Here is a 17808-nt window from a genome sequence, read left to right on the forward strand (position 1 = left end):
GGCCGCTATTCGCTCGACTTATAAGCCAATAAGTCGGCAATTGGTGTCTGGTGAATAATAACGGTTTGGTTATCACGATTTTGCCTGCTGTTACCCAAATAGCCACGTACTAGATCGACCTCTTCAACTTCAACCGGCCAGCCAGAGAAGCTAATTAACCTAGCCCCTTTGTCTGTTTTTGCACACTGACGAAGCGATACACGTTGTGACCAATCACCTTCGCACTGCTTAAGCTCAAAATAATCGTCCGACTCGTCCAAAGTTGCGTAGCCTGGATATTCAAAAACGAGCTCTACAGGCTTGTTCAAATAAACAGCAGCCACATTTTGGTTTAGTTGATTTTGAAGTACCGCGTATTCGCTCTGCTTATGACTCGCAGCGTTTGGCAAAACAGACAACAATCGAGTTACCCCATCTCCAGTTTTAAAGCTCTGTTCACTACTGTATGTCTCAAGGTCGACCAGTTTTGTCGCTCGAGCGTCAGGATCCGACGCTAGCTCAGATAGCTTACTGTGACTTAGCTGATTCGAACTGTAAAACATATACACATCTTGGGATTCACCTTGAACTTTGTACGGCACCCAGATATGAGGCAATGAGTAACCTTTTGCTCCCCTTCCCCCAGTAGTACCGTCGACTGGACTAACAAAAGTTTCGACTTTCATCGATATTGGGGGATCATACTCAGTCAAAACTATTTCAATTTCTTCTTCAACTAGATTGAATATGCGAGCCTCACCTGATCCATTCAACATACCTTCACTTACGATCTCACCATTTTGTAACACCTTAAAGGGTTCATAAGTATGTGTAGCCCCTGTCTCAGAGTCCGCTATATGTATATCGGCATGTCTTCTCGGCCTAGAGTCGCTGGAAGGAACATTAATATCGGTGTCTGAGAAATAACCATTTGGTTCAATGACTAATTCACGCCATATTTCATTGTTCCAAACAACATATACAAATCCGGATCCGAACATTTCGGACGCCTCATCAGAATGATCACCAGTAGGGAAATGAAGTGGAACAATAGGCACTAATATATTATCCCACTCGTCCATTTGAGTTTCTTTATCGACGGGTTGCAGGTCTTCAACCAATTTCAATAAAATCGGTTGCGGCCGGTCTTTACAAGGGATTTTGATATAGAGAGCTTTCCCCTCTACTTCAAGATCTTTAAATGTCGCGAGGCTTCGGTGTTTATTTTTTCGATCCGGCTTGCCTACGGTGACTTTTTCTTTTTGAGCTTCGGTTTTACCCAACATCAAACATGCCGCATTGCTTGACCACTGCCCCGCAAACTCGACGACAATTTTATGTTCTGGGGTAGGTTCAACAGGCGAGAAGCTGTAGTGACGTGCCAAAGGTACATCATCGACAACTTGCTGGTAGTTGGCTTTGTGATCGCGCTCTGAACTGCTATTACTCACTCGGTCGACATGTAACTTCAGTTTAGGGAAACTTGCTAGCTGTTTACTCGTTAATGGACTACGTCGCACATTGGAGGAAAGACAAACCCAGTTCGCTTTTACGAGTTCTACTCGAATCGCGTTGAGCAGGCTGTGGACATTTTTTTTAGCCGACGCAGCAACCTGCTGAAGCAGATTACTTGGTAATTGAGCCAAGATCTCTTTAGGGGTTCGCACACGTAAAAATAGCCCTACACACTCATCTGGTGTTAAGACATATTGAAGGTCGTTCGTACTGAGGGACGAACTAGATATAAATTTGCAAACTAAGTGCATTTGGATTCTCCACAACCTACAGGTATCAATAGTTGCGGTGATAGCTAAGCTGATAAGGCTTAAAAAACGATTTGGTTGAAGAAATTCTACGCGGAATGATTATAAATTTCAACAAATTAGAAACGATAAGCCCACAAGCTAAAACACTAGTAAAACAGTCAATTAACCAGGGCTAATAGTCATTTCAACTGGCCAACTAAAAAAGCAAATCAATTTGAACTGACATCACATAATGATCATTTCATTGCTTATTCAAGTAAACACTAACTAGACCAAATACACATATTTGGAGGTGGTATTTCATCGATTTAGAAAAGTTATATTGAGTGTTTTCTCTGCTATAAAAGATAAAAAAAGTGGGAATAAATTCCCACGCAAACTTAGCCAATATAAATAGGATTTACTTTGGAACACTAAATTGGCTTAAAAGGGTGGTAACAATGTACCAAAATGCAGAACACCACATCAAGTAACGATGTGATATAAACACTATATATATTATGCATTTAATATCAAGATGGCACTTTTATAGAAATAACACCAAAAACTACCATGCAAAATATCTATGCAATTGCCATTCTGATTGCATCACTAGTTATAATAGTTTTTTGACTGAAAATTTGACTAAATAATGAATTAGGAAACACAAAATAATTTTCATTTCAATGACTCAGCATCACTAAACTAATCAATATTGGCACTGGTTTACAATAATTTTCTTAATCAAATTGAGGGTAATAAAAATGATTAAGCCCCGGATACATACTCAAATTCCAACAACCTGAGATACATTTGCAAAAAGGTCTGCCTAATAGGCAGACCTTTGTCTAATCTTCCATATGACGATTAGCGTTACGTTGCTAGTTTTGTGCCCTTGTCGTAAATAAGCAGTTGTCGTAATAAGCTTGGCACTACGACCACTACAGCGCTCGCATCCTTATTTAATGTAAATGTAGATTCAACCAAAATAGCATCGGCTCCAAGTGCATTGGCGCCATGTAGTGACACCGTCACAGACCCACCTTCGATTGGATCAAGAGTCAGTTCATATTGCCAAACTCCGTTTTCACCAACCAGCACCTCAGCATCTGAAACTTTAACTCCCCCACTGTCCGTGACACTCAAGCTCAACTTATCTCCTTCGGAAAAACGAACCGTAGTACCATCAAGAATCAGCGTGGGTGACTCTGATTCGTTAACATCATTACCGCTGTTGATCGCAGAGATGCTAATAGTTGGCGTAATAGGCAGCGAATGTGTGCTGTCTTGCGCACCCACGTTACCCGATAAGTCTTGGTAATCTTTCACCACCAAACCTACCGTCAAATCAGACGACGTCGCGACTGAGACATCGCCCGTCCACACGCTGGCGTCCGCACTCTGCGTCAGCGGGATGTCCTTGCCACCCAACTCAGCACTGGCCGCTTGCAACTCTTTATCGAACTTAAGACTGACCGAGACGCTCTGACCCATCGTTTGGTGCGGCGGATTGAATGTCGCGCTCGTTAACGTCGGCACCGCTTGCGCGACCGTAAAGCTCGCGCTTTGCGTCACCTCAACACCAGAAGCGTTCGTGCCCGTCACAACGACGGTGTAACTGCCGTTCGGTTGATCGCTGATGTCCACCGTACTGCTGCTCCAAGCCCCACCGCTTGCTACGGTTGCGTTGCCATTTTTTAATACCGCATCACTGCCTTGCGCTTTCACTTCCAGGCTGAGCCCTTGACCATCAAAACGGGTCGAGGTGCCTGAGAAGACCAAGTTCGCGGCATTGTTGCCATCCACACTGCCTACCGGGGTGATGTCCAAGGTTGGCGTAATAGGCATTGAGTGTCTGCTGTCTTGTGCACCCACATTACCCGATAAGTCTTGGTAATCTTTCACCACCAAACCCACAGTCAAATCAGACGACGTCGCAACCAATACATCCCCTGTCCACACGCTGGCATCCACACTCTTCGTCAGCGAGATGACCGTACCACCTAACTCAGCACTGGCCGCTTGCAACGCTTTATCGAACTTAAGGCTGACCGATACGCTTTGACCTATCGCTTGGTGTGTTGGGTTAAACGTCACGCTCGTTAACGTCGGCACCGCTTGCGCGACCGTAAAGCTCGCGCTTTGCGTCACCTCAACACCAGAAGCGTTCGTGCCCGTCACAACGACGGTGTAACTGCCGTTCGGTTGATCGCTGATGTCCACCGTACTGCTGCTCCAAGCCCCACCGCTTGCTACGGTTGCGTTGCCATTTTTTAATACCGCATCACTGCCTTGCGCTTTCACTTCCAGGCTGAGCCCTTGACCATCAAAACGGGTCGAGGTGCCTGAGAAGACCAAGTTCGCGGCATTGTTGCCATCCACACTGCCTACCGGGGTGATGTCCAAGGTTGGCGTAATAGGCATTGAGTGTCTGCTGTCTTGTGCACCCACATTACCCGATAAGTCTTGGTAATCTTTCACCACCAAACCCACAGTCAAATCAGACGACGTCGCAACCAATACATCCCCTGTCCACACGCTGGCATCCACACTCTTCGTCAGCGAGATGACCGTACCACCTAACTCAGCACTGGCCGCTTGCAACGCTTTATCGAACTTAAGGCTGACCGATACGCTTTGACCTATCGCTTGGTGTGTTGGGTTAAACGTCACGCTCGTTAACGTCGGCACCGCTTGCGCGACCGTAAAGCTCGCGCTTTGCGTCACCTCAACACCAGAAGCGTTCGTGCCCGTCACAACGACGGTGTAACTGCCGTTCGGTTGATCGCTGATGTCCACCGTACTGCTGCTCCAAGCCCCACCGCTTGCTACGGTTGCGTTGCCATTTTTTAATACCGCATCACTGCCTTGCGCTTTCACTTCCAGGCTGAGCCCTTGACCATCAAAACGGGTCGAGGTGCCTGAGAAGACCAAGTTCGCGGCATTGTTGCCATCCACACTGCCTACCGGGGTGATGTCCAAGGTTGGCGTAATAGGCATTGAGTGTCTGCTGTCTTGTGCACCCACATTACCCGATAAGTCTTGGTAATCTTTCACCACCAAACCCACAGTCAAATCAGACGACGTCGCAACCAATACATCCCCTGTCCACACGCTGGCATCCACACTCTTCGTCAGCGAGATGACCGTACCACCTAACTCAGCACTGGCCGCTTGCAACGCTTTATCGAACTTAAGGCTGACCGATACGCTTTGACCTATCGCTTGGTGTGTTGGGTTAAACGTCACGCTCGTTAACGTCGGCACCGCTTGCGCGACCGTAAAGCTCGCGCTTTGCGTCACCTCAACACCAGAAGCGTTCGTGCCCGTCACAACGACGGTGTAACTGCCGTTCGGTTGATCGCTGATGTCCACCGTACTGCTGCTCCAAGCCCCACCGCTTGCTACGGTTGCGTTGCCATTTTTTAATACCGCATCACTGCCTTGCGCTTTCACTTCCAGGCTGAGCCCTTGACCATCAAAACGGGTCGAGGTGCCTGAGAAGACCAAGTTCGCGGCATTGTTGCCATCCACACTGCCTACCGGGGTGATGTCCAAGGTTGGCGTAATAGGCATTGAGTGTCTGCTGTCTTGTGCACCCACATTACCCGATAAGTCTTGGTAATCTTTCACCACCAAACCCACAGTCAAATCAGACGACGTCGCAACCAATACATCCCCTGTCCACACGCTGGCATCCACACTCTTCGTCAGCGAGATGACCGTACCACCTAACTCAGCACTGGCCGCTTGCAACGCTTTATCGAACTTAAGGCTGACCGATACGCTTTGACCTATCGCTTGGTGTGTTGGGTTAAACGTCACGCTCGTTAACGTCGGCACCGCTTGCGCGACCGTAAAGCTCGCGCTTTGCGTCACCTCAACACCAGAAGCGTTCGTGCCCGTCACAACGACGGTGTAACTGCCGTTCGGTTGATCGCTGATGTCCACCGTACTGCTGCTCCAAGCCCCACCGCTTGCTACGGTCGCGTTGCCACTTTTTAATACCGCATCACTGCCTTGCGCTTTCACTTCCAGGCTGAGCCCTTGACCATCAAAACGGGTCGAGGTGCCTGAGAAGGCCAAGACAGCGGCATTGCTGCCGTCCACACTGCCTACCGGGGTGATGTCCAAGGTTGGCGTAATCGGTAGCGAATACGTGCTGTCTTGCACACCCACATTACCCGATAAGTCTTGGTAATCTTTCACCACCAAACCCACCGTCAAATCAGACGACGTCGCAACCAATACATCCCCTGTCCACACGCTGGCGTCCACACTCTGCGTCAGTGGGATGGCCTTACCACCTAACTCAGCACTGGCCGCTTGCACCGCTTTATCGAACTGAAGACTGACCGAGACGCTCTGACCAATAACTTGGTGCGGCGGATTGAATGTCGCACTCGTTAACGTCGGCACCGCTTGCGCGACCGTAAAGCTCGCGCTTTGCGTCACCTCAACACCAGAAGCGTTCGTGCCCGTCACAACGACGGTGTAACTGCCGTTCGGTTGATCGCTGATGTCCACCGTACTGCTGCTCCAAGCCCCACCGCTTGCTACGGTCGCGTTGCCACTTTTTAATACCGCATCACTGCCTTGCGCTTTCACTTCCAGGCTGAGCCCTTGACCATCAAAACGGGTCGAGGTGCCTGAGAAGGCCAAGACAGCGGCATTGCTGCCGTCCACACTGCCTACCGGGGTGATGTCCAAGGTTGGCGTAATCGGTAGCGAATACGTGCTGTCTTGCACACCCACATTACCCGATAAGTCTTGGTAATCTTTCACCACCAAACCCACCGTCAAATCAGACGACGTCGCAACCAATACATCCCCTGTCCACACGCTGGCGTCCACACTCTGCGTCAGTGGGATGGCCTTACCACCTAACTCAGCACTGGCCGCTTGCACCGCTTTATCGAACTGAAGACTGACCGAGACGCTCTGACCAATAACTTGGTGCGGCGGATTGAATGTCGCACTCGTTAACGTCGGCACCGCTTGCGCGACCGTAAAGCTCGCGCTTTGCGTCACCTCAACACCAGAAGCGTTCGTGCCCGTCACAACGACGGTGTAACTGCCGTTCGGTTGATCGCTGATGTCCACCGTACTGCTGCTCCAAGCCCCACCGCTTGCTACGGTCGCGTTGCCACTTTTTAATACCGCATCACTGCCTTGCGCTTTCACTTCCAGGCTGAGCCCTTGACCATCAAAACGGGTCGAGGTGCCTGAGAAGGCCAAGACAGCGGCATTGCTGCCGTCCACACTGCCTACCGGGGTGATGTCCAAGGTTGGCGTAATCGGTAGCGAATACGTGCTGTCTTGCACACCCACATTACCCGATAAGTCTTGGTAATCTTTCACCACCAAACCCACCGTCAAATCAGACGACGTCGCAACCAATACATCCCCTGTCCACACGCTGGCGTCCACACTCTGCGTCAGTGGGATGGCCTTACCACCTAACTCAGCACTGGCCGCTTGCACCGCTTTATCGAACTGAAGACTGACCGAGACGCTCTGACCAATAACTTGGTGCGGCGGATTGAATGTCGCACTCGTTAACGTCGGCACCGCTTGCGCGACCGTAAAGCTCGCGCTTTGCGTCACCTCAACACCAGAAGCGTTCGTGCCCGTCACAACGACGGTGTAACTGCCGTTCGGTTGATCGCTGATGTCCACCGTACTGCTGCTCCAAGCCCCACCGCTTGCTACGGTTGCGTTGCCACTTTTTAATACCGCATCACTGCCTTGCGCTTTCACTTCTAGGCTAAGTCCTTGACCATCAAAACGGGTCGAGGTGCCAGAGAAGGCCAAGTCAGCGGCATTGCTGCCGTCCACACTGCCTACCGGGGTGATGTCCAAGGTTGGCGTAATCGGTAGCGAATACGTGCTGTCTTGCACACCCACATTACCCGATAAGTCTTGGTAATCTTTCACCACCAAACCCACCGTCAAATCAGACGACGTCGCAACCAATACATCCCCTGTCCACACGCTGGCGTCCACACTCTGCGTCAGTGGGATGGCCTTACCACCTAACTCAGCACTGGCCGCTTGCACCGCTTTATCGAACTGAAGACTGACCGAGACGCTCTGACCAATAACTTGGTGCGGCGGATTGAATGTCGCACTCGTTAACGTCGGCACCGCTTGCGCGACCGTAAAGCTCGCGCTTTGCGTCACCTCAACACCAGAAGCGTTCGTGCCCGTCACAACGACGGTGTAACTGCCGTTCGGTTGATCGCTGATGTCCACCGTACTGCTGCTCCAAGCCCCACCGCTTGCTACGGTCGCGTTGCCACTTTTTAATACCGCATCACTGCCTTGCGCTTTCACTTCCAGGCTGAGCCCTTGACCATCAAAACGGGTCGAGGTGCCTGAGAAGGCCAAGACAGCGGCATTGCTGCCGTCCACACTGCCTACCGGGGTGATGTCCAAGGTTGGCGTAATCGGTAGCGAATACGTGCTGTCTTGCACACCCACATTACCCGATAAGTCTTGGTAATCTTTCACCACCAAATCAACATTCAAATCAGACGACGTCGCGACTAAGACATCCCCTGTCCACACGCTGGCATCCACACTCTTTGTCAGCGGGATGTCCTTACCACCTAACTCAGCACTGGCCGCTTGCAACGCTTTATCGAACTTAAGGCTGACCGAGACGCTTTGACCTATCGCTTGGTGTGTGGGGTTAAACGTCACGCTCGTTAACGTCGGCACCGCTTGCGCGACCGTAAAGCTCGCGCTTTGCGTCACGTCCACACCAGAAGCGTTGGTGCCCGTCACAACGACGGTGTAACTGCCGTTCGGTTGATCGCTGATGTCCACCGTACTGCTGCTCCAAGCCCCACCGCTTGCTACGGTTGCGTTGCCACTTTTTAATACCGCATCACTGCCTTGCGCTTTCACTTCTAGGCTAAGTCCTTGACCATCAAAACGGGTCGAGGTGCCAGAGAAGGCCAAGTCAGCGGCATTGCTGCCGTCCACACTGCCTACCGGGGTGATGTCCAAGGTTGGCGTAATCGGTAGCGAATACGTGCTGTCTTGCACACCCACATTACCCGATAAGTCTTGGTAATCTTTCACCACCAAATCCACCGTCAAATCAGACGACGTCGCGACTAAGACATCGCCCGTCCATACGCTGGCGTCCGCACTCTGCGTCAGTGGGATGGCCTTGCCACCCAACTCAGCACTGGCCGCTTGCAACGCTTTATCGAACTTAAGGCTGACCGAGACGCTCTGACCCATCGCTTGGTGCGGCGGATTGAATGTCGCGCTCGTTAACGTCGGCACCGCTTGCGCGACCGTAAAGCTCGCGCTTTGCATCACCTCCACACCAGAAGCGTTGGTGCCCGTCACAATGACGGTGTACGCGCCATTCGGTTGATCGCTGATGTCAACGCTACTACTGCTCCAAGCCCCACCGCTTGCTACGGTCGCGTTGCCACTTTTTAATACCGTCTCACTGCCTTGCGCTTTCACTTCTAGGCTAAGTCCTTGACCATCAAAACGGGTCGATATGCCTGAGAAGGCCAAGTTCGCGGCATTGCTGCCGTCCACACTGCCTACCGGGGTGATGTCCAAGGTTGGCGTAATCGGCAGCGAATGTGTGCTGTCTTGCACGCCTACGTTACCCGATGAATCTTGGTAATCTTTCACCACCAAACCCACCGTCAAATCAGACGACATCGCGACTGAGACATCGCCCGTCCACACGCTGGCGTCCGCACTCTGCGTCAGTGGGATGGCCTTGCCACCCAACTCAGCACTGGCCGCTTGCAGCGCTTTATCGAACTTAAGACTGACCGAGACGCTCTGACCCATCGCTTGGTGCGGCGGATTGAATGTCGCGCTCGTTAACGTCGGCACCGCTTGCGCGACCGTAAAGCTCGCGCTTTGCGTCACCTCAACACCAGAAGCGTTGGTGCCCGTCACAACGACGGTGTAACTGCCATTCGGTTGATCGCTGATGTCAACGGTACTGCTGCTCCAAGCCCCACCGCTTGCTACGGTTGCGTTGCCACTTTTTAATACCGCATCACTGCCTTGCGCTTTCACTTCCAGGCTGAGCCCTTGACCATCAAAACGGGTTGAGGTGCCTAAGAAGGCCAAGTCAGCGGCATTGCTGCCGTCCACACTGCCTACCGGGGTGATGTCCAAGGTTGGCGTAATCGGTAGCGAATACGTGCTGTCTTGCGCACCCACGTTACCCACCAAATCTTTATACTGGCTTACAATCAAACCCACAGCTAGTTCATTGGTATCCGGTACTTGAACATTACCTTCCCAAACTTTCTTGTCGGCCGTTACAGTCAAGGAGCTAACTTCATTTTCACCAAGCATTGCGGTTGCTTCTTGTAATTCTTTATCGAACTCAAGAATTACTTTTACAATTTTACCTATTCCCTGATGTAGTGGGTCAAATGTCGCGTTAGACAACGTTGGCAGTACACCCTCGACCCCCATAACTAAACTATCCCCTGTTCCGGGGATAGTGTTTACGCTTTCGTAACTATTATCACCGACCCGTATGGTTATGTTTTTGTCCTGTTTTTCAGGCGTTATGTAATTGACCGTCCAAGTTATATTGTCTGTTGTAATCCATGATGCTTGCTTCAGCTCGCCTATATCATTGTCATCATCTGCTTTAATTTCGACATCTGAAAATTCAAACTTGTTAACCTCTTCAGTAAAGGTAAACGAAATAGGAATTTCGACTCCACCAGCCAAAGGCATTGACGCTGTCGTTGATATTGTTAACTCAGGAATACTTGCAGCTTCAACTTTTGCATTTAGTGACTTCTCGGTCTGGTGTTCAACTAAATCGTCTGCCGTTACATTTATTAGATAATCGCCAGGAGATAAAAGATAACGTATCAAGTAAGGGTCACCGTCTTTGGGCGGTTCTTCAATTGACTGTGGATTTACCGGGGCATCGGTACCGTTGTCCGCCGTAGAATTAACACTGCTTAGATTTTTATCGAAGACGTATGCTCTTACATCCAAATAATATTGCCCCACCTCCGGAATCATCGAATCCTGACTACTAGTGATACTTGAAATGACCGGAGCTTGGTAATCAACAATGGACGCAATGCCTTCAGCATCGTAAGTCTTATTGAGCACATTAACGTCGGTAATGACTCGCCCGATAGAATCGGTTACGGTTACTTTTTGCATATACTCAGCTTGAGCATCGATATCAAAAGTCATCGTATCTGAAGCTGTTGAAGAGGCTATTTTTCCAGAAAACTTAATTGTGCTACCTGAAACTGGAACCAAATCTATAGTATAGCTAGCAGCCTTTACATCCTCTCCCTCATCAGAAGTAATGGTGAACGCTTGGCTGTCATTGGTAAAAGCAAGTTTCCCCCCTTGTAAGCTTGTTATTCCATCAAAAGCCAAATCAATAGTTGGTATCCTAATGTCAATATCAATCGTCTTATTTTGAGTCCAACCTACATTGTCCGTTGCTTCGACATTGACTCGTATCGAATTCAACTCTTCTAACTCAGTTTTTGGAAGATCAAAATAAAGGTGTGAACTGTCGCCAACGTCATCTTTATCAAATATATATTTAGGATTAACTATTGTGTACTTAACCTTTGCTATACCGCTACCTTCATCCCACACAGAAAACTGAAATCTAACCAAGTTAACATCATCCGGGGATTCTTTGAGGGATACAGAGTCGTCAATATTTGGCTTGCTATTATCGACCATTACGCTGACTTCATCGCTTTTTGATTCACCCCATACATCAATAATTTGGATTTTGGGCGTAATAATTTGACCATCTAGTTTGTCATCTAATGGCGCGGTAAACGTAGAGCAAGAATAGTCATCCTCGCACTTAATGAAAGGGCCAAAGTTCTCTGGGTTATCATTTAGATTGTATGAGGCATCATCTAGAGTCACGACGATATTTTCCAGATCAGAATTTTGTCCAACCTTTACCTTGAAATTCATTTCAAGAGTCTCACCTCGAACAATAGTATCTTTAACGGGGCTAGTAATGGCGATTTCTAAATCGCCCCGGGCTGGAAGCAATAACTCTAACGCATGATCCGAACCTAAGTTTCCGGCGATATCAGACAAGTTCTTAATCGTGTATAAATGCTGCAACGCCCCCGGAGAGAGGATATCGGTATACAACCCCGTATACGAACAGGTCGTTATACCCAATTTCGAGCTACAGCTATTTGGTTCAAAAGACATGTTTAATCGGTTTCTTATTAATAATGGCTCATTACCATCACTAATATCCACACCAGAAAGATTGTCTTTGAAGCTCAATGTTAAGCTCAAAATTTTCTCACCTTTGTCGTTCAAACCAACGTCATTACCAGTAAATTGATATGTGTCCTGTTCAACCGTTGGGACATCGATATCCATCATATTAAAGCTGAATTTATTGACTGTTTCAGTGTCATTCGTTCCGACTGTTTTAGTTATCAAAACCACAGGTGAAACAGACATATTCACATCAGTTGTAATGCTACACTTATAATTTTCTTGAGGATTAGTGATTACACCTGAATAAGCATTGTTCGAACCATCTTCCGGCACACCGTCTGAGGTGTAATTTTCTCTCACCCAACATTCTAATGTTTTTGCTTTTACATCACCCGCAGGGCCAAATTCAACATTAAGGGTACTTCCCGATATATGACTTTGGAAGTCAGTCGGTTTTGCGATTGACAGAGCAACACCTTGACGTTGCACATTGATACTTTCTGACCTTGTTTCAGACGGCCTTTCTTGTTCTGAGTTATAGCGAACATTATTATAAACTTTGAACTCCAGTTGATAGGCTCCGTCTTCCGTTAGATCGGCCTCTGTCAACCTAGCTTCCCATAAGCCGTCTTTCTGAGAAAATGAGATACTGTTGGTTTGTTCACCATATTTATAAGTACCTTCAACTAACGGGACTCCGCTCTCATCTTCAGCATCAATACTGATAATTACAGGTTCATTACGAGTAATTTGTATCTGGCCACCAGAAGAAACTGGCGTACCATCTTCATATGTGAAGACCACTGATTTAATGGTGGGCATTGAGTTCTGAACTTTAACCGCATAATCTACGATTGTCGTATTTCCTCTAATGTCCGAACCACCTAATCTGATTGTGCGAATTGCACTATTGCCATCGTTTTCACCAGCTAAAGGAATCTTCATTTCATCACCAACTAAGGTGCTTGCATCAGACGGGTTTTCTTTAAAAGTCCAATACTCTAATGTTTCTTTGTTAACACCCTCTGACGATGGTGTTCCCCTGTCATTTAAGTCTTGAGCAGAAAGGTTGAATACATAATTACCAAGATAGAAACTTTCCGGATCAAACCCATTTAACTTTAGTGATGGACCTTCACGATCTAGCAGAATAGTTCTAATTTCTGTTTTAGATTCAAATCCATATTCGTCTATAGCTTTAAGGTACAGGTTCGCCTTTTTGTCTTCGCCAATTACGATAGCGTCACTTTGTGTCTCTGTAATTACGATATCAAAAGGCTGCGTTGGATCTTTGGGGTCAATTGAACGTATTGCAGCCACTTGATCTTGTTGCCAAAGTTCAACTTTAGATACGTCAGAATCGTCAGATACTGACGTAAGCTTCACCGTAAAGTTGTTACCAAGAACATAGCTTTCACCGGAGTTTGTATCTATTACCCACGGGTCAGCAAGTTCAATTACTGGCCCCTTATTGTCGACTAAGAATTCAAATTCACCACTATGTGTACCCGATGGAGAAGAGCTGTCTGTTGCTGTTACGTAGAAAAAGTTTTTCTCATTATATTTAAATGCATCTGCAACTAGTCTCACCTCTACATTAGGCTGAATACCGAAGAGATACGGCTCAGTACTCTCTTCAGGTTCGGTTTCGTACTGTTGTAAAGTGAAACGCCTTCCAGACTCTGGCTTCATTTCGACTTTAACCAAGCTTCCCGGGCTTAAACTCCAAGTAATATCAGGAACCCAACTTGAGTTACCACCCAGATGGTTGGCAATTTTAGATCCGTTTACTACCGGACCTTTTGAATCAAGTAACACACTAAATTGAGGGGCATTGGTCGTCTGACGGTTAACTATATTAGACAAATTGTCTTCAGCATTCACATATACAGTCCAATCACCATCTTCTGGACTAATAATATCGCCGCCTTCAAGACATTTGTCTCCAGAGCATAGTTTTACCTTAAACTGTTTTTCTGTATTACTTGAAAAATCATTGGAATCATAACTATTGGTTACACCTGTGCCCGCGTTATAGAAAGTTAGGCCGCGCTTATCCAGTTTATCCCCTACAGGATCTTCAATTGTAAAGGTGAGTTCTTGATCATAATTGGTGTTCAGGTAGACGCCCTCTTCGACCGGGTTGTCGTCACCACCAATCGGGGGAGTGTAAGTAACCAAAGGATAATCATTATCGATATATAGGGTTTCTATATGGGGATCATCCCCATTGTAACCATAGCTATTTCCATGCTCGTCCATTGCACTCGTTATAAGCTCAAACTTGTCAATACCTGTGAGATTTGACGACTCGGTATTAAGGGTAAATAAATACTCTTTTTTATAACTATCACCACCTGACTCTCGAATATTAAGGTCAATTGGGGTTCCCGTATTCGGTTCAGTTTTTTCATACCACATAGTAACAAATGATGGCTGACTGCCTTCTTCTACTACAATGCCAGATGGATCCTCCAAAAGAATCTGCGAATTTAAAACCCCAGCAACGTAACGTTTATTTCCAACCCATGTTTCTCGGCCATTTTCAATACTTAGCGAAGGTTGAGGCGGTGATTTATCAATACTTTCGACATCACCGTCTATAATCTGTTCGCCATCTAGGCTTGGGTTCGCCATTGATATCTGGTCGGCGTATCTCTGAGCTAGGTTAGCTGCTACACCATACTTTTCAGTCATAATGTTATAGTACGATTGCGCTAAGTCATTACGGTAAGACTTTGAGCTAAATTCATATGAATCTAGAACTATTTTTTTACCCCCACTACCAATACCGTTAGCTTGGCCATCGTACTGCAAGTCATCATAAATTGCGGAAGCAAAATCAACAGAGTTACTTAGTAGCATATTGTTTACTTGGGTAATGTCGTAAATCGCTTCTACTAAAAACCTATGAATGTAATTATTAGGCAGTTTTTCCGGAATAGCACCTTTCAACATTTCATTCGTTGCATACGAAACGATCGTTGGGTCGAAACCAAAGAATGAGTCGCTTCCACCAGCGAGAGCATTTTGTACGTCGTCTAAAATTCGTGCGGCATTCTCAGGAGTCTTGTTTCCAGCTTCAACTTGATTCCACTGAGAGTCAAACAGTCCGGTTTGGTATGTTGCTAGCTCGGTAATATAAAAAGTCTTAGAACCATTTAGTTTGAAGTAAGCTCCTATATTCGCGCTATTTAAGTTCACTTGTTCTGATTGTGAACCAGGGTCACTCTTCCACTTGTAGTAATGCGGTTGCGTATTACCATCGATACCGATTAACCGAACTCGCATAAAGTCATAGTTGACTAAATCTGTTGTCGCTTCGCAACTCGCAACATCAAGTGCTGGAGAGTTGTCAATTTCTAGCTGTTGAATAGTGGTACAATTTGCTAATGACGTAAATTCTCCGCTCGAACCCAAACCTTCAAGTTGCACTCGAGCACCAATAAATGGAGTAATAACAGTCATTGTGGGTAGGTCAAAACTACTGCGAAAGTAAACTTCTTGAACGGCACTTTTGTTGTTTGATTCGTCGATGGTTTGTATAACGAGCTTTTGGCCTGCATTTTCAGAAACAGATTTAAAACTCTCTCCCAAAATTTCTTTCACAAATGGAACGTAGTAAATGATTTCACTTACATGGCCACTACTATTGAGAATTTCTTCGTGGGGAATTTTCGCTAAATATTTATCTGTAGATGCTTTAGTTTCCGTCGTTTTCTGAAAAGCGTATGTACCGTCATTGTTTTGGCTTACATAATACTTGACAGAAAGCGTTAACTTATCTGCGCTTGAACCCAAAGCAGACTCGGAACTGATATCCGAAACTCTTACTCGTACGTAAGGGATGTTATTTTCTTTAAGCAAGTTTACTTTGAAATCATCAAACTCAACCCCACTAAGTGAGCCTTGAAGACCTGTACTTGCGTACATGAAATCAATTTTCAGATAGTCGCGGCTCGATTGCACACTTTCTGACGTATAGGTACTTTGGGTATATGCGCCTTCGTATGTCGTCCTTTCCCCATCCACATCGACATTTACAAATGCCATCGAGGTCCCTTCTGGGTACGTAATATCTTGAGCTGGCTCTTGATCATCCTTAGTTACTGTATGTGGCTCTATTCCTACATTCCCTTGCGTATCTGTCGCCGTAATTTCAAATGATGTTGTTGATGATGAAAAGTCCGCTGCTGGATAGCTCTCTTCGAAGCTACAAGCGCTACCAAACTCAGCGTTCATCGGCTTACATTCTAAATTTTTAGGCAGTTCTCCATTGATTCTTACCGTCGTTGATTCAATATTTTGATAATCTTCTTTTATAATTCCTCTAAGAAAATAGTAATCATCTTTGCCATTGAAAGTTTCTTCTGAAGTTACCTCAATTACCGGCGCATTGTTGTCCCACTCAAAATCCACATAATGGCCAACATCTCGCCCTTGAATTAATTCATTACCTAAGACATCAGTCGTATAAAAAACCAAACGTGCCGCAGTTACATTTGAGAGTTCCGTATCCGAATCAACTTCTACCGCGTCAATGGCTTTTGTGTCTACGCTTACTTTAATGCTTGTTTCTCGAAGACCAGATTCAAAGCCGTTAAATTCCAAGAAACAAAACTCGCTATCCGAAGTTTGTTCATCGTCACACTGACCCTCAAGCGACCAGACACCATCCAATTGATATTCAAGGTACGCTGAAACACCTTGAACACCAATTTCATCATTGATCTTAATATCCACTTTATCGAGACCTGCCAATACATCACTGTCTGTTCTAGACACTGTAGGCGCTTCGGTATCAATTTCGGTTTCGTCACGAGGTGGGATCACACCACCAGTACCGCTGTTAGTACCTTGGTCATTAATCTTACGACTAAATTCAACATAGTCGTCTGCATCCGTTCCTGAAATATTTAAGTTAGGATCATTGACGACAATTAGAACATGCTGCGCCAAATCGTTAGTGTAAACTTCACTAGAGACTTTTTGTTGACCGAAGGTCAAAGGGGTTACCCCTCCAGACACAGAACTTATTTCCAGCCCATCAAGAAGACCATCGGCAATGACATCTCGATACTGGATATCAGCCAAATGCATAGATGTGTAAATATTACTCTGTGTATCACCGTACGTTTGAATTAAGTCATACGAATAAGAAGAATAAGCGGTTAACAAAGCACCATATTGGTGACCAGATGTAGCAAAACTACTTTGACCACCTTTGGTTATGTCGATCGGAGTGGTTTCATTGACATCGAAACCATACATATCGTTAATGCTATTTAGTGATTCTGATATAGCAGTAGAGTCTGACACTCCCCTGCCTACTTTGTATTGAGTTAAGCCTGATACTATGTTCGTTAAAGGGGTCAGCATTAAGCTTTGATCACGACCTTCTTTGTAATTGAGCATAGCTTCTAAACGCAGTGTTTTACCGTTACTAACAGACACTGTATTTTTCGTTAAGGGATCGGTATAACTGCCTTCTTTTGCAACGATGAAAAGTGGCATCGATGAAGATTCAAATTCAACCTTGTAGTCACCAAAAGCATCGGAAGTCGTACTTGCTAACTTCCTACCTAGGTTTCCATCCTTGTATTCAAACACCTCAATTTTCGCACCGCTCACAGGAGCGTCAAAAACGTTACCTGAGATACTTCCGGTATTCCTTGCTGGCGGGGTATTATCACCTCCACCTTCCCCACCGCCACATGCGCTTAAGATAAACGACGTAACAATAAGACCTAATGTTGATTTCAGCGTATTTTTAGTGAACATAGTATTCTGGCAGAGTATATTTTGCCGCGATTATATTATCGTCTAAGATTTTCTCAACATG

At 46.5% G+C, this 17808-nt stretch carries 2 protein-coding genes; both read right to left on the bottom strand.

All coding sequences use genetic code 11. The features are described from left to right. Nucleotides 1-5: 5 nt before the first annotated feature. Nucleotides 6-1745, bottom strand: coding sequence for a hypothetical protein (locus tag IHV80_RS21835; protein WP_192890948.1), 1740 nt, complete (start codon nucleotides 1743-1745; stop codon nucleotides 6-8). Between the two features lie 852 nt (nucleotides 1746-2597). Continuing rightward, nucleotides 2598-17747 carry a tandem large repeat gene (locus tag IHV80_RS21840; protein ID WP_192890949.1) on the bottom strand — a complete coding sequence of 5050 codons (15150 nt, stop codon included), beginning with the start codon at nucleotides 17745-17747 and terminating at the stop codon, nucleotides 2598-2600. Nucleotides 17748-17808 lie beyond the last annotated feature (61 nt).

The sequence above is a fragment of the Vibrio bathopelagicus genome (genome assembly GCF_014879975.1).
Taxonomy (GTDB): domain Bacteria; phylum Pseudomonadota; class Gammaproteobacteria; order Enterobacterales; family Vibrionaceae; genus Vibrio; species Vibrio bathopelagicus.